Source organism: Streptomyces racemochromogenes (assembly GCF_044129415.1).
Classification (GTDB): Bacteria; Actinomycetota; Actinomycetes; order Streptomycetales; family Streptomycetaceae; genus Streptomyces; species Streptomyces racemochromogenes_A.
On the sequence record NZ_JBBDHD010000018.1, the window covers coordinates 1 to 19,698 of the forward strand.

General features: G+C 73.8%; 22 protein-coding genes and 1 tRNA gene. 11 read left to right on the top strand and 12 right to left on the bottom strand.

The features are described from left to right. Positions 1–27: 27 nt before the first annotated feature. Entirely contained in the window at positions 28–459 is a 432-nt protein-coding gene (locus WDV06_RS09715) for a hypothetical protein (protein WP_395509238.1), read from the bottom strand. On the opposite strand from WDV06_RS09715, the gene WDV06_RS09720 reads away from it, so the two are divergent. Together WDV06_RS09720 and WDV06_RS09725 are read left to right on the top strand one after the other, a co-directional pair. Next, positions 452–625, top strand: a complete 174-nt coding sequence (locus WDV06_RS09720) for a peptidoglycan-binding domain-containing protein (protein ID WP_395509239.1) — start codon at positions 452–454, stop codon at positions 623–625. The two genes, WDV06_RS09715 and WDV06_RS09720, sit on opposite strands and share 8 nt — an antisense overlap. A gap of 133 nt (positions 626–758) precedes the next feature. Further along, positions 759–1,442 (top strand): HAD-IA family hydrolase, encoded by a 684-nt coding sequence (locus WDV06_RS09725; protein WP_395509240.1) that lies wholly within the window; start codon positions 759–761, stop codon positions 1,440–1,442. A gap of 65 nt (positions 1,443–1,507) precedes the next feature. On the opposite strand, the gene WDV06_RS09730 is transcribed toward WDV06_RS09725, so the two are convergent. Next, on the bottom strand, positions 1,508–2,089 hold the full coding sequence (locus WDV06_RS09730; protein WP_395509241.1) for a TMEM165/GDT1 family protein: 582 nt from the start codon (positions 2,087–2,089) through the stop codon (positions 1,508–1,510). Between the two features lie 531 nt (positions 2,090–2,620). Between WDV06_RS09730 and WDV06_RS09735 the strand changes: the two genes are divergently transcribed. The 4 genes from WDV06_RS09735 to WDV06_RS09750 all read left to right on the top strand — a co-directional run bounded on the left by WDV06_RS09735 (position 2,621) and on the right by WDV06_RS09750 (position 6,486). After that, positions 2,621–3,304 carry a GmrSD restriction endonuclease domain-containing protein gene (locus WDV06_RS09735; RefSeq protein ID WP_395509242.1) on the top strand — a complete coding sequence of 228 codons (684 nt, stop codon included), beginning with the start codon at positions 2,621–2,623 and terminating at the stop codon, positions 3,302–3,304. A gap of 112 nt (positions 3,305–3,416) precedes the next feature. Continuing rightward, positions 3,417–5,078 (top strand): alkaline phosphatase D family protein, encoded by a 1,662-nt coding sequence (locus WDV06_RS09740; protein ID WP_395509243.1) that lies wholly within the window; start codon positions 3,417–3,419, stop codon positions 5,076–5,078. 105 nt (positions 5,079–5,183) lie between these two features. After that, complete coding sequence (locus WDV06_RS09745; RefSeq protein ID WP_395509244.1) at positions 5,184–5,804, top strand: DedA family protein; 621 nt, start codon at positions 5,184–5,186, stop codon at positions 5,802–5,804. A gap of 178 nt (positions 5,805–5,982) precedes the next feature. Continuing rightward, positions 5,983–6,486 carry a hypothetical protein gene (locus WDV06_RS09750; protein WP_395509245.1) on the top strand — a complete coding sequence of 168 codons (504 nt, stop codon included), beginning with the start codon at positions 5,983–5,985 and terminating at the stop codon, positions 6,484–6,486. A gap of 3 nt (positions 6,487–6,489) precedes the next feature. Here the strand turns inward: WDV06_RS09750 and WDV06_RS09755 are convergent, their stop codons facing one another. Beyond that, positions 6,490–6,717, bottom strand: a complete 228-nt coding sequence (locus tag WDV06_RS09755; RefSeq protein ID WP_045948918.1) for a DUF2277 domain-containing protein — start codon at positions 6,715–6,717, stop codon at positions 6,490–6,492. Between the two features lie 7 nt (positions 6,718–6,724). Further along, positions 6,725–7,366: a TRADD-N-associated membrane domain-containing protein gene (locus tag WDV06_RS09760; protein WP_395509246.1), complete on the bottom strand. Its 642-nt coding sequence runs from the start codon at positions 7,364–7,366 to the stop codon at positions 6,725–6,727. 115 nt (positions 7,367–7,481) lie between these two features. Here WDV06_RS09760 and WDV06_RS09765 point away from each other — a divergent pair, with 115 nt between their 5' ends. Further along, positions 7,482–7,556 carry a 50S ribosomal protein bL37 gene (locus WDV06_RS09765; RefSeq protein ID WP_099895366.1) on the top strand — a complete coding sequence of 25 codons (75 nt, stop codon included), beginning with the start codon at positions 7,482–7,484 and terminating at the stop codon, positions 7,554–7,556. A 54-nt stretch (positions 7,557–7,610) separates the two neighbouring features. On the opposite strand, the gene WDV06_RS09770 is transcribed toward WDV06_RS09765, so the two are convergent. Both WDV06_RS09770 and WDV06_RS09775 read right to left on the bottom strand, forming a co-directional pair. Further along, a complete protein-coding gene (locus tag WDV06_RS09770) occupies positions 7,611–8,048 on the bottom strand; it encodes a hypothetical protein (RefSeq protein WP_395509247.1) in 438 nt (145 codons plus the stop codon). 651 nt (positions 8,049–8,699) lie between these two features. Then, a tRNA-Val gene (locus WDV06_RS09775) sits at positions 8,700–8,774 on the bottom strand. Between the two features lie 105 nt (positions 8,775–8,879). Between WDV06_RS09775 and WDV06_RS09780 the strand changes: the two genes are divergently transcribed. The 3 genes from WDV06_RS09780 (at position 8,880) to WDV06_RS09790 (ending at position 11,278) form a co-directional block, all read left to right on the top strand. Then, complete coding sequence (locus tag WDV06_RS09780) at positions 8,880–10,124, top strand: coiled-coil domain-containing protein (protein ID WP_395509248.1); 1,245 nt, start codon at positions 8,880–8,882, stop codon at positions 10,122–10,124. A gap of 233 nt (positions 10,125–10,357) precedes the next feature. Next, positions 10,358–11,065, top strand: coding sequence for a DUF4383 domain-containing protein (locus tag WDV06_RS09785; protein WP_395509249.1), 708 nt, complete (start codon positions 10,358–10,360; stop codon positions 11,063–11,065). 9 nt (positions 11,066–11,074) lie between these two features. Next, positions 11,075–11,278: an FmdB family zinc ribbon protein gene (locus WDV06_RS09790; protein ID WP_045950330.1), complete on the top strand. Its 204-nt coding sequence runs from the start codon at positions 11,075–11,077 to the stop codon at positions 11,276–11,278. A gap of 18 nt (positions 11,279–11,296) precedes the next feature. On the opposite strand, the gene WDV06_RS09795 is transcribed toward WDV06_RS09790, so the two are convergent. From WDV06_RS09795 to WDV06_RS09810, 4 genes are read right to left on the bottom strand one after another with little or no spacing between them, the layout of a single operon-like run. Then, positions 11,297–11,956 carry an O-methyltransferase gene (locus WDV06_RS09795; protein WP_395509250.1) on the bottom strand — a complete coding sequence of 220 codons (660 nt, stop codon included), beginning with the start codon at positions 11,954–11,956 and terminating at the stop codon, positions 11,297–11,299. Next, positions 11,953–12,786, bottom strand: coding sequence for an HAD family hydrolase (locus tag WDV06_RS09800; protein WP_395509251.1), 834 nt, complete (start codon positions 12,784–12,786; stop codon positions 11,953–11,955). The genes WDV06_RS09795 and WDV06_RS09800 overlap by 4 nt, the downstream gene beginning before the upstream one ends. Continuing rightward, complete coding sequence (locus tag WDV06_RS09805; RefSeq protein ID WP_395509252.1) at positions 12,783–15,440, bottom strand: phosphoribosyltransferase; 2,658 nt, start codon at positions 15,438–15,440, stop codon at positions 12,783–12,785. Before WDV06_RS09805 ends, WDV06_RS09800 begins: the two co-directional genes overlap by 4 nt. 29 nt (positions 15,441–15,469) lie before the next feature. Continuing rightward, a complete protein-coding gene (locus WDV06_RS09810; RefSeq protein WP_395509253.1) occupies positions 15,470–16,654 on the bottom strand; it encodes an HpcH/HpaI aldolase/citrate lyase family protein in 1,185 nt (394 codons plus the stop codon). Between the two features lie 194 nt (positions 16,655–16,848). On the opposite strand from WDV06_RS09810, the gene WDV06_RS09815 reads away from it, so the two are divergent. Further along, complete coding sequence (locus WDV06_RS09815; RefSeq protein ID WP_395509254.1) at positions 16,849–17,631, top strand: TerD family protein; 783 nt, start codon at positions 16,849–16,851, stop codon at positions 17,629–17,631. Positions 17,632–17,656: 25 nt separating this feature from the next. On the opposite strand, the gene WDV06_RS09820 is transcribed toward WDV06_RS09815, so the two are convergent. Together WDV06_RS09820 and WDV06_RS09825 are read right to left on the bottom strand one after the other, a co-directional pair. Next, positions 17,657–18,406, bottom strand: a complete 750-nt coding sequence (locus WDV06_RS09820) for a TerD family protein (RefSeq protein ID WP_395509255.1) — start codon at positions 18,404–18,406, stop codon at positions 17,657–17,659. 143 nt (positions 18,407–18,549) lie between these two features. Continuing rightward, positions 18,550–19,686: a DUF475 domain-containing protein gene (locus tag WDV06_RS09825; RefSeq protein WP_395509256.1), complete on the bottom strand. Its 1,137-nt coding sequence runs from the start codon at positions 19,684–19,686 to the stop codon at positions 18,550–18,552. Positions 19,687–19,698 lie beyond the last annotated feature (12 nt).

The window sequence follows — 19,698 nt, forward strand, 5'->3', positions numbered from 1 at the left end:
TAACGGTTGTGGTGGGGTGGTATTTTTTTATAGGAGACCGGCGGGGCGCCCGGCGCCGAAGCGGCGGCGCGCCGTCCCGCTGCTGGCCGCGGCCGGCGCGGTGGTGGCCGCCGGCCTGGTGGCGCTCGCGCTGGGACTCTTCACGGACTCCGGGAAGGACGGCACCACGCTGGCGGACCCCGGGCCGTCGGTGCCCGTGACCGGCGCGGCCCCGGGCAGCCCGTCGCAGTCGCCGGCCGGCCCCACCGAGAGCGCCACCCCGTCGCCCTCGCGGTCCGCTACGGCGAGCGCGTCCCGGTCGGCGTCGCCGTCCGCGTCCCCGAGCCCCTCCCGCACGTCGGCGCCCCCGTCCCCGGGCCCGTCCGCGAGCCCGCCCCGCGCGACCAGGTCCGTCGCCCCGCCCCCGCCCTCCAAGGCCGCCACCCTGCGCTCCGGGGACTCGGGCCCCGAGGTGCTCAAGCTCCAGCGGCTGCTCGCGGACCAGGGGATGTACGACGGCCGCTTCGACGGCCGCTACGGCCGCGCCGTCGAGCGGGCCGTGACGGACTTCCAGATGGAGTCCGGGGTCTACGGGGACCCCTGGGGCGTCTACGGTCCGGCCACCCGGCGCGCCCTGGAGGGATAGCTCACGCGCCGGGCGGTGGCGCACACCGCCCAGGGTTTTGTATCGTGTAGGAACAAAGTGGTTCCGCCCGCACCCCCTGACCGGTGGGCGGAACCGCTTGTTCTCTTCTCCCGCCCCGTCTGGAGCCCCGCCGATGTCGGCCAGCACCGCTTCCGCCCACGTCGTCCTCAACGCCGGGGCGCTGCTCCTGGACATGGACGGCACCCTCGTCAACTCGGACGCGGTGGTCGAGCGCTGCTGGCGCGAGTGGGCGCTGTCGCACGGGCTGGACCCGCAGGAGGCCCTGAAGGTGGTCCACGGCCGCCAGGGCTACGCCACCATGGCCATCCTGCTCCCGGAGCGCCCGATGGAGCTCAACCACGCGGAGAACGCCGAGATGCTGGCCCGTGAGACGGCCGACACCGACGGCGTGGTGCCCGTCGCGAGCGCGCCGGAGTTCATGGCGGCCATCGCCCGCCTGCCGCACGCCCTGGTCACCTCCGCCGACGCCGCCCTGGCCGGGGTCCGCATGGCGGCCGCCGCCCTGCCGATGCCGGACGTGCGCGTCACCGCCGAGTCGGTCGGGGCCAGCAAGCCCGACCCGGAGGGCTTCCTCAAGGGCGCCGCGTCGCTCGGCGTGGACCCGGCCGACTGCGTGGTCTTCGAGGACTCCGGCGCCGGCATCGCGGCGGGCCTGGCGGCGGGCATGCGCGTGGTCGGGATAGGGCCGCGCGCCGCGGCCCACGGCCCGACCGTCCACGTCCACGACCTCACCGCGGTGCGCGTCGACGCCGCCGGGGACGGCTCGGTCCGACTCACCCTCACTCCGGCCGGATAACCCCTCCCGGACAACCCCCTCCCCGGCGCGCGGGCCGCGCCGGGGGCCGGGGGCGCCGCTCCGCGTCAGCCCGTGATCGCCTCGTAGAGGGAGAACCCGGCGAGCGCCGCCATGACGCACGCCGCGACCTTGGTGATGAGCCGCAGCGGCACGTACTTCATGAGGGTGCGGCCGCCCAGGATGCCGATGCCCGCCACCGCCCAGAGCGCCAGCACGGCTCCGAGGCCGACGGAGAGCGGGTTGTCGTAGCGCGCCGCCAGGTTGGCGGTCATGATCTGCGTCAGGTCGCCGAACTCGGCCACCAGGATGAGCATGAAGCCGGCGCCGGAGACCTTCCAGAAGGACTGGTCGGCGGGCGGTTTGACCTCTTCCTCCTCGTCCCCCTTCTTCAGGAGCAGCATGGCCGCGCCCGCGAGGAAGAGCAGGCCCACGACGGCCTGGACGAGCCGGTGCGGCAGGAGCGTGAGCACGCTGCCCGCGGCGATGGCGAGCGCGACGTGTACGGCGAAGGCGGCGGCCACGCCCGCGAAGACGTAGGACGCCCGGTAGCGGGTGCCGAGCATCAGACCGGCCAGGGCCGTCTTGTCGGGGAGTTCGGCGAGGAACACGACGCCGAAGGCGATCGCCAGCACGGTGAAGCTGAACACGGGGAGAAACCTCGATCGGTCGGGCAGGACGCCATCGGACCGAGAGACCTGGGGAGTGCCAGGGGTCGCTTCGGCTCGGCGGCGCCCTGGGAAACGTCGACACGCCGCGCACCGCGCGCATGCGGGATCGGCATGCTGCGCCACGCGCGTCGCGTCACATGGACAGGACACTGCGGCCGAAGGTCTCGCTGGCGGTCCGCTGACGCGGTCCGCCTCCGGGCGCCGGCTGGGGTGACCCAGCAGTATGTCGACGGTCCGGCGAAGAGCTACTCCCCTTCTGCTCCACCAGGGTACGCGACCGCGGCCGCCCCACCCGCCCGTCCGGAATGTGAGCTTGGCCCCATACCGCCCACCCTCACGGCCGGAATCTCAACTTCCCCTTGAACGCGGGGCATTGATCTTCTTGATGTGACGTGCACATGTCGGCAATCTGTCACCTGGCGCCCATCGCCGCGACATCCGGCGCCGACACCATGGCCGCGCCCCGCCGGGGCCGCACGGCCGTCAACCCCCCGCTCCAGGGAGCCCCTCATGCCCCTCACGCCCTTCCGCACGCCCTCCGTCTACGCGCGTCGCATCCGCCGCGCCGGGCGCGCGGGCGTCCTCGCGTCCGCCGTCGCGCTCGCCGCCCTCACCTCCCTCGTGAACGCCCCGGCCGCCCTGGCCTCCCCGCCCACCCCGATCAGCGCCGCCGAGGCCCGCGCCTACCTGGCCACCGTCGCGCCGGAGGCCGAGGGCAGCCTCACCGGCTACAGCCGCTCCCAGTTCCCGCACTGGATCACCATCTCCGGCACCTGCAACACCCGTGAGACGGTCCTCAAGCGCGACGGCGCGAACGTCGTCACCGACTCCTCCTGCGCCGCCGTCAGCGGCAGCTGGTACTCCGAGTACGACGGCGCCACCTGGACCGCCGCCTCGGACGTCGACATCGACCACATGGTCCCGCTCGCCGAGGCCTGGCGGTCGGGTGCCGCCGCCTGGACCACCGCCAAGCGCCAGCAGTTCGCCAACGACCTCACCCGCCCCCAGCTCATAGCCGTCACCGACAACGTCAACCAGGCCAAGGGCGACCTCGACCCCGGCAAGTGGCTGCCGCCGCGGACCGCCTACCGCTGTACGTACGCCCGTTCGTGGGTGCAGGTGAAGCAGTACTGGGGACTGAGCATGGACGCCGGGGAGAAGACCGCCCTGGTGAACGTCCTGAACGGCTGCTGACACCCCGCCACTCCCCGGGGATTTCACCCCCGCTATCCCCCGCGAGGGGGAGGCCGGGCCCCCTCCGCGCCCCGTACCGTGATCGAAAGGGCTGTCGAGGAGGGGGAGTCGGATGGCCGGACTGCGACTGGGACCGCTGCTGCGCTACGTCGACTGGGACACGGGCGGCTCCGCCACGATATGGATCGAGGCGGACCGCCCGTGCACGGCGGAGATCCGGTGCGCCGACGGATCCGGCGGCACCGCCCGCACCTTCCAGATCACCGGCCACCACTACGCCCTGATACCCGTCACCGGCCTGACGCCCGGGACGGCCACGGCGTACGAGGTCCTGCTCGACGGCCTCCCCGTCTGGCCCGAGCCCGGCGGCCGCTTCCCGCCGAGCACGATCGCCACCCCGGCCGTGGGGGGCGGGGCCGGCCGTCCGGCGCCCGGCCTGCGCATCACGTTCGGCTCCTGCCGGCAGGCCGCCCCGCCGGCCGGTCGCCGCGGGCCGCACGGCGCCGACGCCCTCGACACCCTCGCGGCACGGCTGGCCGCCGACCCCGCGCAGCCCCGGCCGGACCTCGTGCTGCTGCTCGGCGACCAGGTCTACGCCGACCATCTGTCGAAGGACACCCGGCGGTGGCTGGCGGCCCGGCGGGACCTGCGCGAGGCCCCGGGCGCACAGGTCGCGGACTACGAGGAGTACACCCGCCTCTACGACGAGTCCTGGGGCGACCCGGAGATCCGCTGGCTGCTGTCGACCGTCCCCAGCCTTCACATATTCGACGACCACGACGTCATAGACGACTGGAACACCAGCGCATCCTGGCGGGCGGAGATGCGCGCCACCCCCTGGTGGCCGGAGCGGGTCCTCAGCGGGCTGATGTCGTACTGGGTGTACCAGCACCTGGGGAACCTCTCCCCCGCCGAGCTCGCGGCGGACCCGCTGTACGCGGCCGTACGGGCCACCCCGGACGGCACGGACGCCCTGCGCGTCTTCGCCGCCGCCGCGGACGCCGATCCCGCCTCGGTGCGCTGGAGCTACCGGCGGGACTTCGGCCGGACGCGGCTGCTGATGGTCGACACCCGCGCCGCCCGGGTGCTCGCCGAGGACGGGCGCGCCATGCTCGACCCGGCGGAGCAGCAGTGGCTCCGGGAGAACGCCCTGGCCGGGCACGGCGGTTACGACCATCTGCTGATCGGCTCCTCCCTGCCGTGGCTGATGCCGCCGCTGATCCACGACGCGGAAGTGTGGAACGCCGCCCTCTGCCGCGGGGAGCGCGGGAAGCGGTGGGCCCGGATCGGGGAGGACCTGCGGCGGCGCGCCGACCTGGAGCACTGGGCGGCCTTCCCGGCCTCCTTCGCCGCGCTGAGCGACCTGATCGAGGAGGTCGGGACGGGCCCGAAGGCTCCGGCGACCGTCGCCGTCCTGTCCGGGGACGTCCACCACGCGTACGTGGCGGAGCCGCTCATACCCAGTACGGCGCGGGTCTTCCAGCTGACCTGTTCGCCGGTGCACAACTCCATCCACCCCCTGGTGAAATGGGGCTTCCGGCTGGGCTGGTCACGGCTGGGCCGCTGGCTGGGGCGCGGCTTCTCACGGCACGGCCGGACGGGACGGCCGCCGCTGAGCTGGCGGCGTACGGGCGGCCCGTGGTTCGGCAACCAGCTGATGACGCTGACCCTGGAAGAGCGCGGGGCCCGCCTCCGGCTCGACCAGGCCCGCTCGTCCCGGCCCGGCGCCCGCCTGGTGACGGTACTGGACCGCAGCCTCACCGGAGCGGACTAGGTCGGGGCTCCGGCGCGGGGGTGCCGGGCGTACGCTGTATGGCTGTCAAGCCGCCCCTGCCGCCTCCCCGCGACCACGCGGCGTTCCGGACTGGGGAGTCCCGCTGTGATCGAGACGATGGGGTCGCTGACCGCGAGCCCGTGGATCTACGTCCTGGTGGCGGTGTCGGTCCTGCTCGACGTGTTCCTCCCGGTGCTGCCGAGCGGGGTGCTGGTGATCAGCGGCGCCGCAGCCGCGGCCGCGGCCGCGGCCGGGGGGACGACCGCGCGGGTGCCCGACGTGACGCTGCTGCTGACGGTCGCCGCCTCGGCCTCGGTGCTGGGCGACATGGCGGCCTTCCGGCTGGCCCGGCACAGCGGGCCCCGCCTGGACCGGGTCATCGCCCGCTCCCGCCGTCTGACGCGGGCCCACGAACGGCTCGGTACGGCCCTGGCCCGCGGCGGCGGCCCGCTGGTGGTGCTGGCCCGCTTCGCCCCGGCGGGCCGGTCGGTGGTCTCGCTGGGCGCCGGCAAGACGCGGCGCACGGTGGCGGAGTTCCTGCCCTGGTCGGTCCTGGCGGGCCTGAGCTGGGCGAGCTACAGCGTGGCCCTGGGCTACTTCGGCACCCAGTGGCTGGGCACGGCCTGGCTCGGCACGGCCATCTCCCTGCTCGCCCTGTTCACCGCCGGCTCCCTGGCCGCCTTCCTCCTGCGCCGCCCGCCGGACACCCCGGCGGCGACGGCCTGACCCCTGCCGGGAACCCCCCGGAGGATGGGCCGGCTGGGCCACCGGGTCACCCGTTCACCCGGCAGCAATCGCGGCCCGCCGCCCCGGCTTCTAGCGTCCAGAACACGGCGCGCCACCGAATCGGCGTCACATCCGTGCCCCGGACGCGCCGTTCCGAGGAGCCCGAGGAGATTCCGCCATGCCCCCCACGCGCATCCGGCATCGTCTGACCGGAGTCGCCGCCGCGACACTGGTCATCGCAGCCGCCGCACCCGCCTCGCTCGCCTCCGCCGTACCGGCCGGCGGCGCGACCCCTTCCGCCACCGTCTCCCCCGGCACCGTCGCACCGGGCGGCCGCGTCAGCCTCAACGTCGACGGATGCAGCACCCGGACCGGACGGGCGTCCTCCCGGGTGTTCAACGCCGTCTCGCTGGCCCCGGGCAACTCCACCGCCAGCAACCTCCTCGGCTCAGCCACCGTCTTCAGCGACGCCGCGCCCGGCTCGTACCCCGTCACCTTCGAGTGCGGCGGCCGCCGGGTCTCCGTCACCCTCCAGGTCTCCCCCGGCGCCGCCCGCGGCGGCCTCGGCGGCAGCGTCGACTCGATGAGCCGGGCCCAGATCGCCGTCGGCGGCACCCTCGCGGCCGGCGCGCTGGGCACCGGCATCTGGCTGCTGCGCCGCCGCTCGGCGGAGGCCCGCTGACCCTCACACCGCGGCAGCGGCCCGCCCCCGTACCTGCACCCCGTCCAGCAGCAGCCGCGTCGCCTCGGCCACGGCGTCCACCGCGGCGTCGAACACCTCCCGGTTGTGGGCGGCTGGCGCCCGGAAGCCGGACACCTTCCGTACGTACTGGAGCGCGGCCGCGCGGATCTCCTCCTCGGTGGCCTTCTCGGGGATGGCGGGCGGGCGCAGGGTCTTGATGGAACGGCACATACCTCCACTATGACCCCGCGGGCGGCAGCTGTGCCCCGGAAAGCCGCATGATGATCCCGGCCTGCAGCCGCGCCCGCAGGTCCGGGTCGGAGACGTCCTCCAGCAGGGCGATCGCCTGCCGGATGCTCTCGGCGGCCCGCCGGTCCTCGCGGAGGGAGGCGGTCTGGGCGGCCATGTGCCGCAGGGCGGCGTCGGCCCTGCGGTGGAACAGCTGCCCGACCAGGGTGACGACCACCCCGACCGAACTGGTCACCACCCCGATGTAGGCCTCCCCGCTGCTCTCGGCCTTCCACACCGCGAGCCCGATGCCGAAGAGCAGCACGGCGGCCCCGACCCCGGCGAACCGCTGGCTGGTGGCGAAGCTGCTGCGCGCCTGCGCCAGCCCGTAGGCGTAGTACTCGACGAGGACCGGCGTGAAGCCGTCGTACCGCTCCGCGCGGCCCTCCCCCCGCCCCCTGGAGGCGTCCACCAGCCGGGGCTCCCCCGCCTCGGGCTCCGGCTCGCCGATCCGCGCGAGCAGCCGCTCCCGCTCGGCGTCCCGCTCCCGCTCGAACCGGTCCCGGCCCGGCCACCAGGCCGCCAGCCCCAGCCAGCCGGCCCCCAGCCCGAACGCCGCGACGGGCCAGACCCACTCCCCGACACCGGCCACGCGCCCCACCCCCGGGGGGATGGTCCCCGCGCCGCCGCGCGGGAAACCGCCCCGCTGCCTAGACTGGCGAACGCCCGGAACATCCGCATGACAGGCGAATCGAGGGAGACGTCCGATGGCCAAGCGAGGGAACAAGAAGCGCGCCCGCAAGAAGAAGAAGGCCAACCACGGAAAGCGCCCCAACGCCTGACCCCGCACCCCCGAAGCCCCCGGCCGCTCCCGGCCGGGGGCTCGCAGACGGGGATCACCTCCCGGGTATGCCGGTGAGCTCCGGCCCGTTGTCGATCAGCTGTCCCTGCCACCTGGCGCGGGCCCGCTCGGCGGGCGTCACGCACAGCGTGTCCCCCGTCCACTTCTCCCGCCACACGTAACCCGGCTTGCAGGTGGCCGGCCCGTACACACCCCCGCCGGGCTGCCGGTTCGGGTTCTGCGCGTGCACCCGGTCCCGCTCGGCCGGCGTGACGCACAGGGCGTCGCCGTCGTAGCCGTCCCGCCACACGTAACCGGACGGACAGGGCAGCGCATGGCCCTTCACGGCAGGGGCCCGCGGCACGGTCTGCGCATGCGCCGGCAGGGACGCCACACCGCCGGCGATGAAGGCGGCCGCGGTGAGGACCATCATGTAGCGGAACATCCGCCGCTTGGCAGGGGTGGCACTCGGGGTGTGGGCCTGGTGGGACATGGCTGCTGCTCCTCTCCGTTCCCGCCGCTCCGCCGTTCCGTCGCGACCGGACCTCCAGTAGGCGCAGCGCCGCCCCCTCCGGTCACGCCCCGGGACCCCGTGGCTTGACGAACCGGCCCGCCCGTGCTGCCCGCGTCCCGAGGGGACGGAGTGGCCACCGCCCTCCTCCGGCTGAACTCGTGGGCGCACCCGCCGGACGCCACGTCCCGGGTGAAGCAGAAGACGAAGGAACCCGGGGAGCCGTAGAAGGCCAGCTCCATGTCCGCGCAGTCCACACCGTCGAAGGCGACCCTCCCGTGGCTGCCGGCGGGAGCCCAGGTTCCCCGCTGCCGCGCGGCGAATCCGGAGCACCCCCACCCGACGACGTCCGCCTTGTCCAGGCCCTCGGCCGTGAACGTGCCGTCGTCCCCGAACTCGACCGTCGCCCCGGTCCAGTCCGACCACACGCCCGTCAGCCGATCGACGGCTCCGACCTCGACCGGATAGGGACCGGAACAGGCCGCCAACAGCAGCACCACACCGCCTCCCCACACCGCACCCGTGCACCCCCGCCGCATCCACTGACGCCGACCACCGGCCATGAGGACCCCGCCTCCCGTCTCCCAAACACGCCAAAGGCCCCCAACCATGATCGGTTGGGGGCCTCTGCACTGGTGGGCGCGGACGGTTTCGAACCGCCGACATCTGCTTTGTAAGAGCAGCGCTCTACCCCTGAGCTACGCACCCGTGGACGAGTGGACAGCCTACATGGAGGGCGCACCCCCCACGCAAACCCGTGCCCGTGGGGGAGAATGGTCGCGGGCTTGGCGGACGGGGTACGGGAGAGGGACTGTGACGACGGCATCCCGGCGGTGGTTCGGTGGGCGGGACGAGAGTCGGCGGGCGGACGCGCAGGCGGCGAAGGATGCCGCCGCGGCCGCGTTCTACGAGCTGGACACCGCCCAGCGGGACCTGCGGATCTCGCTGGAGACCATCGCCGCCGCCGACGGTTCGCCCGCCGCGCGGCAGGCCGCCGAGGGGTTCGCCGCGCTCGGGCGGCGCATCGACGAGGTCAGCCACACCTATATCGAGGCCGTCGACGCGCACGACCTGGACCGGGTCGACCTGGAGGGCTCCGTCGCCGCACAGGCCAGGCAGCAGCTGACCCGGGCGCGGGACGAGCTCGTGCGGGTCAAGGGGGAGCTGGAGCGGTTCGCGCAGGGGCTGCAGCCGCTGCTGGACAGGGCGGAGACGCAGCTGGCCCGGGTCGCGCCGGCCCGGGAGCGGGCGAAGGCTGCGCTGCTGGCCGCGAGCGACGCGCTGGACGCCGTACGGGCCAAGGGGATGCGGGCCGACGACCTGGCGGCGCGACTGGCCGCGCTGGGCCCCGAGCTGACGAAGCTGAACCAGGGCGCGGCGCAGCACGGGGTGCAGGAGACCGTGCAGCGGGCCGACCGGATCCTGCGGGACGCCGAGGCGATACGGGCCGAGGCGCAGCGGCTGCCGGAGCGTGCGGCGGAGATCGACCGGCGGCTGGTGAGCCTGCGGACCCGGGCGCAGGCGCTGCGCAACCGGGCGGACCGGGTGGACCCCGTGCTCAGCGAGCTGCGCCGCCGGTTCAGCGCGGCCTGCTGGCAGGACCTGCAGCACGTCCCCGACCAGGCCGTACGGGACGTCACGCAGGCCGAGGAGCGGCTGGCGCAGGCCGGCCGGGCGCGGGACGAGCAGCGCTGGGCCGATGTGACGGCGCTGGTCGAGGCGGTGCGGGCGGGTCTGGACGCCACCGACGAGGCGGTGTCGGCGGCGCAGGACCGGCTGTCGCGGCTGGAGGCGGTGGCCCGGGACCCGCAGGCGGAGGTGCAGCGGACGCGGTTCGCGATCCGGGACGCGCAGCGGCTGGCGATGGAGGGCCGCAGCGTGCCCGATCCGCGGCACGCCCGCCCCCTGGACGAGTCGGTGGCCCGGATGGAACGGGCGCTCGCGGGGCTGGAGGGGCGCCACCCCGACTACTGGCACTTCCTCCAGGAGATGGAGGAGGTCCGGGCGGCGGTGGGCCGGGTCGTGTCGGACATGCGGGGCCGCCGCGCCGGAGGCTGAGACCCGGCCGGCTCGGGCCGGAGCCGGAATCCGGAGCTGCCCGGACAGACCCGGCCCCGATTCCGGGGATCCGCAGTGGCCCGGGCGGCCGCGGGCGGGGCCGGTCGGCTCCCGGACCCGGAGCTGCCCGGACAGCCGCGAGCGGGACCGGCCGGCTCGGGGGGCCGCAGTTGTCCGGGGCGGGGCATGGGCGGATGCTGGAGGGTGCCGGGAACGGAACCGAGGAGGGCGCCATGGCTGCCCACACTTTCCACAGGCCTCGCGGGCGCCACGAGTCCCCCGCGCGCCCGGAGACGTACGTGCCGCACGCGGCCTACGGGTGCACCGAGCCGCACGAGCACTACGCGCCCTACGTCCCCCACGAGCCCTACGGGCCGCCGCCCCCCGAACGGCAGGGCCCCCGCCTGACGGAGAGGCTGCTGCACCCCGTCAACGCACGGCTCGACGAGCACCTGCCCGCCGACCACAAGCTCAGCAAGGTCTACCGGGTCGGCGCCGGGCTGACGGGCCTGCTGCTGATCGTGTTCGGGGTCCTGGGGCTGGTCCACCGGATCGGGTTCTTCGACACCGGCGGCGACACCGTGCTGGCCCTGAACACCAACGGCGCGCTGAGCCTGCTGTCGATCTGCATCGGCGCCCTGCTCATCGTCGGGATGGTGATCGGCGGGACCTTCGCCTCCACGCTCAACATCGCGCTGGGGCTGCTCTTCATCGCCAGCGGGTTCGTGAACCTGGCCCTGCTCGACACCGGACTGAACTTCCTGGCCTTCAGGATCCAGAACGTGCTGTTCAGCTTCGTCGTCGGCGTGATGCTGATGTGGTTCGGGATGTACGGCCGGGTGGGCAGCGCCCTCCCGCACGACAACCCGTACTGGCGCGCCCGCCACCCCGACCAGGCCGCCCGCGAGGAACGGGCCCGGGGCGGGGCGGCGGCTCGGTAGCCTGTGCGCATGCCTCGTTACGAATACCGCTGCCGGACCTGCGACGACACCTTTGAGGTCAGCCGTCCCATGGCCGAGTCGTCCGCGCCCGCCGACTGCCCCGCCGGGCACGCCGACACCGTCAAGCTGCTGTCCGCGGTCGCCGTCGGGGGGACGAGCAGTGCCCCCGCTCCGTCCGGCGGGGGCTGCTGCGGCGGGGGCGGCTGCTGCTGAACCGCCGGGGCGGCGGGGTCACCGCTTGCGCGACAGGGTGAGGCCGTCCGAGATCGCCAGCAGGACGGAGTCCATGCGGGCGTCCGCCCTGACGTGGTCGTTGAACGCGCGGACGCTGGCGCCCCTGCTGTCGGGGGACTCGTCCAGCACCGTCCCGTGGAAGAGCGTGTTGTCCGTGACGATCAGGCCTCCCGGGCGCAGCCGGGGGACGAGCTCCTCCCAGTAGAGGATCTGGTTCTCCTTGTCCGCGTCGACGTAGGCCAGGTCGATGTGCGGCTCCGCCGGCATGGCGCGCAGGGTGTCCAGGGCGGGGGCGATGCGCAGGTCGATGCGGTCGGCGACGCCCGCCGCCTCCCACGCCGCACGACCGTACGCGGTCCACTCCCGCGACACGTCGCAGGCGATGAGGCGGCCGTCGGCCGGCAGGGCCTGGGCCATCGACAGGGCGGAGAAACCGGTGAAGGTGCCGACTTCGACGACGTGCTTCGCGCCCGTCAGCCGGACCAGGAAGGCCAGCAGCGGGCCCTGCTCCTCCGCCGACTGCATGCCGGCGGATTCCGGGAACTTCTCCCAGGTGGTGGCGACCAGCCCCCGCTGGAACTCGTCCAGCGGGGGGTTCTGCGCGAGGACGTAGCGGTAGAGCTCGTCCGTGATCTTGGTGCTGTTGCCCTTGGTCATGCGGTCAGTGTCGCAACCGCCCGGCCGAAGGAACGGACGATCTCCTCACCGGCGAGTACGCCGGCCTCGGGCAGGGCGGTCACCGTGGGTGCCGTCCAGCCGGCGTCGGCCAGTTCGCCGTGGCCCGGCCGCCAGGCCCGGTCGGCCGCCAGCAGCAGGTCGGCGTCGAGGAGCGAGTCGCCTGCGGCGAGGGTGGTGGCGGCGCCCGTGCGGCGGGCCACCTCGCGCATCGCGGCGCTCTTGGTCAGCGGCCGCGGGACGGCGTAGATCTTGCGGCCCTGGAGGGAGACGGTCCAGCCGCGCTCCTCCGCCCACCGGGTGAGGGCCTTGAGCCACTCGTCGGGGACCAGGGCCCGCTCGACGACCAAATAGGCGAAGAGGTCCTCGGCGATCCGCGTCTTGCGCAGCCACTGCGGGTCGGAGACGGCGAGCAGGTGCCGGTGGACATCCTCCAGCGGGGCGCACTCCTCCGCGAGCCGCCGGGCCACGGCGCGCCGCCAGTCCCGGTCGGGGACCCCGTCCACCAGCAGCTGTCCGCCGTTGGCGCAGATCGCGTACGGGGCCGGGGGGCCGGGGAAGCGGATCCGCTGGTACTGCTTGCGGGTCCGCGTGGTGGTCGGGACGAAGACCACCGCGGGGTCGGCGGCCAGGGCGGCGAGCAGGGCCGCCGCCGTCTCCGTCATGAAGGACAGCGGCTTGGCCTCGTGCACCTCGACGCACAGCAGCCGGGGGGCCTGCGGGTCGGGCATGGTCAGGCCGAGCGCGGCCGTGGAGTAGATGAGCGTACGGTCGAGGTCACTGGCGACGAGGACGTGTCCTTGGCGGGTCACTGGGCGGCCACTGCCTTTCCGTCGGCGCCGGTGGCGCCGCGCGTGAAGCGGGGGTGGATGAGTCCTACACAGGTGTACGGGAGGTCGTCGACCTCCTCGACGGGCACGCCGCGCTGCCCCGCGAGCAGGCGTACGTGGTCCAGGTCGGGGCCGGCGCCGCGCTGGGCGAGGACCTTCCACGGTACGCGGCGCAGCAGCACGCGGGTGGTCTCGCCGACGCCCGGCTTGACCAGGTTGACGTCGTGGATGCCGTACTCCTCGCTGATGCGCTCGACCGCCGCCCAGCCCACCCAGGTGGGGCTGCGGTCGGCGGCGAGGAGCTCCTTGACCTCGGTGTCGACGGCCTCGGCGACCTCGTCGAAGCGGGCGGCCACGGCGTCCACGAAGGCGGTGGAGACGTCGGCCCCGGCCAGCTCGCGGTAGAACTTCGCGCCGTGGAAGTCGTCCGGGCCGACCAGGTCGGACCGCAGGACGGTGCGCGAGACCAGTCCGGAGACGGTCGAGTTGAGGCAGGCGGAGGGGATCAGGAAGTCCTCGCGGGTGCCGTACGTCTCCACGCAGGCGCCGGGGTCGGCGAGGACGACGATCTCCGGGTTGAAGCCGGGGAAGGCGGACAGGGCCTCGCGCAGCTCGCGGGTGATGGCGCCCTTGCCGGTCCAGCCGTCGACGAACACGACGTCGGCCGGGTCGTGGTGGGCGGCGAGCCAGCGCAGGGCGTTGGCGTCGATGCCGCGGCCGCGCACGATGGAGACGGCGTAGTGCGGCAGGTCCAGGCCGTGCCGGGCGGCGGCCCAGCGGCGCATCAGCACGCCGACGGGGGTTCCGGCACGGGCCAGGGAGACGAGCACCGGGGAGGGGGAGCGTTCGGCGAGGACGGTCTCGGTGACGGTGCCGACGGCGCGGGCGACGCGGGCGGCCGAGGCGGCCAGGGCGTCCTGGTAGAGCTCCTGGTAGCGCGCGGAGGGCTGGTACTCGACGGGCAGGGACTCGGCGTAGTGGGCGCCGCCGGCCTGGATGGCCTCCTCGCGCTCCTCGGTCGGGGCCTCCAGCGCGACGGCGGAGAGGTCCTGGAGCAGCCAGCCGACGTCCTCGGGGGCGTACGAGGAGAAGGCGGGCCCGCGCAGGGGCTCCGGCAGGCGCGGCTCGGACATGGTCGGCTCCTGCCGGTCGGGGTGGGGCGTGCGGGACGTAACGGACGCGGCGGCGCCGGCGCCGGGTCCGGCCGGCGTGTACGAGGGGACGACGGCCAGCACGACGCGGCCGGTGTGCGGGGCCAGGGCGGCGAGCAGGCCGGAGCGCAGCTCGGGGGTGTCCCCGGCGGAGTCCACGACGGCCACGACGGCGTCGAATCCGGCTCCGGCGACGTTGTAGGCGTAGCGGTCACCGGGGCCGTCGGCCGGGGTGTCGTGGGCGGGGAAGACGAGGCGGGTGCGGATGGCGTAGCCGGGGTCGTCGACGGCGAGGACGGGCGAGCGGGTGGTCGAGGAGAACCGCACCTCGGCGGCGGCCCCGCGCTCCTCCAGGGCCGCGGCGAGGCGCAGCGGTACGTACATCAGCTCCTCGTTGCCGAGGACGAGGACCCGGCCGGGCCGCTCGCCCAGCCCGGCCGCCAGCTGCCCGGCGAGAGCGGGCAGGGCGGACTCCAGTGCCTCACGGTGCCCGGGGGTGAACCCGTGCCGCCCCCCGTCGGGCACTCCGGCGGGCCACCTCAGGGCGACGCGCGCGTACGCGGCGCCCTCCCGGCCGGACGCGGCCCGGGGCACGGTGGACCCGGCCGGGGCAGCGGCCGGGTCGGCGGAGGCCGACGCGGCAAGGGCCCCCGCGGCGGCGCTCCGGGCGGGAGCGGCCTCGCCCCCGGTGGCCGGGGCCGCCCCGGCGCCGGCCGCGCCCCGGGGCTCGTACTCCTCCACCAGTGCCCGGCCCTTGTCCAGGACCCCCTCGGGCAGGGCGACCGTGCCCGAGGCCAGGGCGATCAGGTCCACGCGGGCGCCCAGTTCGGCGGCGAAGGCCGTGAGCCGGTCCCGGTCGGCGGCCGAGCGCATGTCGACCAGGGCGACGACCACGTAGTGGCCGCGCGGGTGGCGGGAGTGCAGGTCGCGGATGGTGTTCAGGACGGTGTTGCCGGTGGAGAACTCGTCGTCGACCAGGACCAGCGGCCCGTCCCCCGCCAGCAGCCCCGGGTCCTCGGGCAGCAGCAGGTGCGAGGTGGCGTGCGAGTGCGCCTCCTCGAACCCGCCCGCGGGCCGCACGCCCGGCACCGGGCGGCGCGTGGAGTGCAGGTACGGCGCCGCGCCCAGGCCGTCGGCGACGCAGTGGCCGAGCCCGGTGGCGGTCTCGGCGTAGCCGAGGACCACGGCGGAGGCCGCCCGGTCGCCGAGCAGCTCCCGGACCCGCTCGCCCAGCCCGTACCCGGCGGCGTACACCGTCGCGGGCGACTGCGGGACGTGCTTGCCCAGCACCTGTGAGACCAGCAGGTGGGCGCGCTTGGGGTTGCGCCGCAGAGCCAGGCCGAGCAGCTCCGTCAGCCGCCGCCCGCCGCCGGACCCCTGCGGGCCGTGCTGCGGGCCGTCCTCCGGCCGGTCCTCCAGGCGTACGCCCAGCCGCCGCGCGACCCAGGTCCCGGGCCACACCGTGTCCGTCGTCGTGCCGTCCATCGCCGTCCTCGTCGTCTGCCGCGGCCCGCTCACAGCTGGAGTCCGGCCGTCAGGAGGTCGACGAAGCCGACCTCCTCCTTCGCCACACCGAAGACCTCGGCGCGCAGCATGGTGCGCTCGGCCCAGGCCCGGTGGGGCTTCACCTCGTTCATCTTGTTCGTGTAGGCGGAACGCATCACTCCGCCGCCGTCGCGCTCGGGCCGCAGGATGTCCTGGGCGTCGCTGAACTCCTCGTGGGAGACGACCGACAGCGCGTGCACGGGGGTGACGTGGGCGGGGTGGATGCAGGTCTTGCCGAGCAGTCCGTTGGCCCGGTCGAGCTCGACCTCGCGCAGCAGCCCGTCCAGGTCGTGCTCGATCAGCGCGGTGCGCAGTTCCTCGACGCCCTCCTCCAGGAAGGGGCTGCGGCGCAGCTGCGGTTTGAAGAGGCGCTGCTGGCTGCGGAAGTACTCCCAGACGGGGCCGGTGACGGTGAAGCCGGTGCCGTCGGCACGGCTGAGGACGTTGACCACGTCGGCGATGACGCCGGCCACGATCCGGACGTCGTACGCGGTCATGTCGGGGGTGCGGCGCAGTCCGTAGACGGAGCAGAAGTCGGTGACGCCCAGGCGCAGGGCAAGGACCCGCTCGCGGTGGCGGTTCACGGTGCGCGAGACGCCGGCGAGGGCCTCGACCCGGGTTTCGAGGTGGAGGAGGTCGGGCGTCTCCAGGACGGGCATGGCGTACAGCCGGGGCAGGCCGCTGACGGCCTCGGTGTGGGCCACGGCGTCGAGGAAGGCCGACCCACGCGATTCCGTGAATTTCGGAAGTACGAATCCGGCCAGATTCCGCGCGGACCGGCCGAGGCGGCGCACCAGGTCGGGTATCTGCTCGGGAGTGCGCACGCGGACGAAGAGGAGCGGGAGCTCCCCGGCTGCGGGGTCGGCGTCGCGCTCGGCGTCGAGCAGCGCGAACTGCCGGACGAGGTTCTCCTCACCGTCCACGACGTCGGCGTCACTGATGGAATCCTCCAGGCAGAGGACCATCGAGACGACTCCGCGGCCGGCCTGCTTGCGGATGTCGGCGGCCAGGCGCGGGCGGGTGGCGGGGCTGTAGAGGGTGGCTCCGAGCGCGGCGGCGAGGGTGCGGGCGGGGGAGGCCAGGGTGAAGTCCGCGGGCTCCTGGTGGAAGAGGCCCTGACGGACGGTGGGCGATATGTGCCCGAAGTGACGCATGTGCTTCCCCCGTACTGCCGTGGTGGCCCGACTGGCGTGGCCGGTAATAGTACGTACGAACGCGAGTCAAGAGTTCCCCAAGCACATGAAGCTCCGGTAACCCTCTCGCACCATGCCCAGCTCTCCGGTCGGGGACAAGGGTGTACGGGGGGCCGCATTGTCCCGCCCCCGCCCGGGAGGGCAGGATGACGGGCATGACGCACGCGATGCAGAAGGGCTCGAACATCCCGGTGGCCGCCACGGCGGTCCGGGCGGTGCTGCGCTGGACCACCGGGCCCGAGGTGCCGGACGTGGACGCCTCCGCGCTGCTCGTGGGGGCGGACGGGCGCGTGCGCTCGGACGAGGACTTCGTGTTCTACAACCAGCCCCGGCACCCCTCCGGGTCCGTCTGGCGCCTGGGCAAGAAGCAGGTCGGCGACGGGGTCACCGACGCGGTGCAGGCGGACCTGCGGGCCGTGCCGCCGGTCGTGGACCGGATCCTGGTGGTGGCCTCCGCCGAGGACGTGCCCTTCCAGCGGGTCCACGACCTGCGCATCCAGCTGTACGACGCCTCCCCGGGCGCCGCGCCGGAGCCGCTGGCCCACTTCGACGTGCGGCCGGAGACGGGCGCCGAGACCGCGCTGATGTGCGGCGAGCTGTACCGCCGGGGCGAGGGGTGGAAGTTCCGGGCCCTGGGCGAGGGCTACTCCGACGGTCTGGTGGGTCTGGCGACGGACCACGGGATCTCCGTCGACGAGAACGCCGCCGAGGCCGCGGAGGGCGCCCCCGCCGCCCCCGCCGCCGGGCCCGGCGGCCCCGCCGACGACCGCACCGCCGCCATGCGCCCGCCGGTCCCCGCCCCCGTCACCCAGGCCCCGCCTCCGGTCCAGCCGGCCTACGGCTACCCGCAGCAGGTCTCTCCGGTGCCCGTGCCGGCTCCGGGCGGGGACCCGTCGTTCCGGCTGCCGGTGCAGGGCCCGCAGTTCATCCGCCGCTGAGCTTCACGAACGCCCCGGGCGGGGCTCAGGCCTTCGTCTTGTAGCCCCGCCCCCACTGGAGCCCCCACCCGTACAGCCGGTCGAGCTCGGCCTGGAACCCGTACACGAACTTCACCTCGCGGCGGACGATCAGCTCTCCCTTGACGTTCTGCAGGGAGACGACCGCGCACGACCGGGCCTGCGGGTGGCGTTCCTCCAGGGGGATCTCGATGCGCGGGCCCGCGGTCGGGTAGAGGGTGACCAGGGCGTGCGTGCGGTCGAAGGCCGGGGTCTGGTCGTAGATGTAGACGAAGACCAGCAGCCGCTTGATGTCGTCGGCGTGGTCGAGGTTGACGTACAGGGTCTCCCCGGACGGCGAGCCGAACCGGTCGTCCCCGCTGAGCTTCACGTACGGCGGGTCGTTGAGGTCGCCGAGCAGGTTGCCCAGCGGCTGTACGGCGCCGCGGGTGCCGTCCGTCAGCTCGTACAGACAGCCCATGTCGAGGTCGACGTTGACCATGCCCTGGGTGTGGGCCTGCACCATGTCGGGCTTGAACAGCTTGAACGGGTGGCGGAAGAGCTGTCCGCTCTGGCCGGAGCCGCCGCCGATGTCCGAGGTGCGCATCCGCCAGGAGAGGTTCACCCGGAGGTTGCCGTGGACGGCCTGCTGTTTGGTGAGCGAGACCGTCGGCTGCCGTTTCGTCAGCTCGATGGCGTTCGACGAGGCGTTGCCCGAGTCGAACCGCATCGCGCGGGCGCCCCTGATCCCGTCGAAGAACCCGTCGAAGAACCCCATGTACCCCAACCCCCCTGGTCGGTCCGTGCGCGGCCGGGCCGCGGATATGCCGCGGGGCGGCCACGCGGTCCCGTGGGATCCGCGCGGCCGCCCCGCCGAAGAAGAGACGGCTCCTCAAGGAGCGTTCCGCAATCGGGGCCGGGTCACACCCCGGCGACGGCCTCCGCGGGCTCGCCGTCGCCGCCCTCGGCCTCCAGCCGCTTGTTGCGGCGTACGGAGGACCAGAAGGACCAGGCGATCAGCACGACGCCGACGAGGCCGGTGATGACCTCGTTGATCTCGTACTGGATGGTGACGAGCAGGATCACGGCGAGGGCGCCGATGGCGTAGTGGGCGCCGTGCTCCAGGTAGACGTAGTCGTCGAGGGTGCCCTGGCGGACCAGGTAGACCGTCAGCGAGCGGACGTACATGGCGCCGATGCCGAGGCCGAGCGCCATCAGCACGATGTCGTTGGTGATGGCGAAGGCGCCGATGACCCCGTCGAAGGAGAAGGAGGCGTCGAGGACCTCAAGGTAGAGGAACATGAAGAACGCGGCCTTGCCCGCCATGACGACGGCCGGGACGGACTTGCCGCTCTTCCTGGCCGCTTCCTCCGCCTCGTGCTCGGCCTCCTCCTCTTCCTCCAGCCTGTTCTCGAAGTAGCCGGAGAGACCGCCGACGACCATGTAGGTGATCAGGCCGAGGATGCCGGAGACCAGGACGGTCTGCGTCTTGTCCACGTGGGCACCGCCGTGCTGGTGGGCCTGGGTGGCGAAGGTCATCGAGGTGATGACCAGGACGATCAGCGCGATGCACGCGGACAGCATGTCGATCTTGCCGAGCTTGGCGAGCGGGCGCTCCAGCCAGGCGAGCCACTTGATGTCGCGGTCCTCGAAGATGAAGTCGAGGAAGATCATCAGCAGGAACATGCCGCCGAAGGCGGCGATGGACGGGTGGGCGTCCGTGACCAGCTGCTGGTACATCTCCTTGTCGTTCATCGCGAGGTCGACCGCGTCGAGCGGGCCGATCTTGGCACTGATCGCGACGATCACGACGGGGAAGACCAGGCGCATGCCGAACACGGCGATGAGCACGCCGACCGTGAGGAAGATCTTCTGCCAGAAGGCATTCATCTTCTTCAGGATTCCGGCGTTGACCACCGCGTTGTCGAAGGACAGCGAGATTTCGAGGATCGACAGGATCGCCACGATCCCAAAAGCGGTCCACCCCCCGTAGAACACCGCTGCGGCCAGACCGAGCGCAGTGACTGCGAACGACCAGCCGAAGGTTTTGAGAACCACTGGCACCCCATC

Coding starts and splice junctions, on each gene's coding strand:
- WDV06_RS09725 (WP_395509240.1), top strand. CDS start 759: ATGTCGGCCAGCACCGCTTCCGCCCACGTCGTCCTCAACGCCGGGGCG.
- WDV06_RS09735 (WP_395509242.1), top strand. CDS start 2,621: ATGCCCCTCACGCCCTTCCGCACGCCCTCCGTCTACGCGCGTCGCATC.
- WDV06_RS09740 (WP_395509243.1), top strand. CDS start 3,417: ATGGCCGGACTGCGACTGGGACCGCTGCTGCGCTACGTCGACTGGGAC.
- WDV06_RS09750 (WP_395509245.1), top strand. CDS start 5,983: ATGCCCCCCACGCGCATCCGGCATCGTCTGACCGGAGTCGCCGCCGCG.
- WDV06_RS09755 (WP_045948918.1), bottom strand. CDS start 6,717: ATGTGCCGTTCCATCAAGACCCTGCGCCCGCCCGCCATCCCCGAGAAG.
- WDV06_RS09770 (WP_395509247.1), bottom strand. CDS start 8,048: ATGTCCCACCAGGCCCACACCCCGAGTGCCACCCCTGCCAAGCGGCGG.
- WDV06_RS09785 (WP_395509249.1), top strand. CDS start 10,358: ATGGCTGCCCACACTTTCCACAGGCCTCGCGGGCGCCACGAGTCCCCC.
- WDV06_RS09790 (WP_045950330.1), top strand. CDS start 11,075: ATGCCTCGTTACGAATACCGCTGCCGGACCTGCGACGACACCTTTGAG.
- WDV06_RS09795 (WP_395509250.1), bottom strand. CDS start 11,956: ATGACCAAGGGCAACAGCACCAAGATCACGGACGAGCTCTACCGCTAC.
- WDV06_RS09805 (WP_395509252.1), bottom strand. CDS start 15,440: ATGGACGGCACGACGACGGACACGGTGTGGCCCGGGACCTGGGTCGCG.
- WDV06_RS09810 (WP_395509253.1), bottom strand. CDS start 16,654: ATGCGTCACTTCGGGCACATATCGCCCACCGTCCGTCAGGGCCTCTTC.
- WDV06_RS09815 (WP_395509254.1), top strand. CDS start 16,849: ATGACGCACGCGATGCAGAAGGGCTCGAACATCCCGGTGGCCGCCACG.
- WDV06_RS09820 (WP_395509255.1), bottom strand. CDS start 18,406: ATGGGGTTCTTCGACGGGTTCTTCGACGGGATCAGGGGCGCCCGCGCG.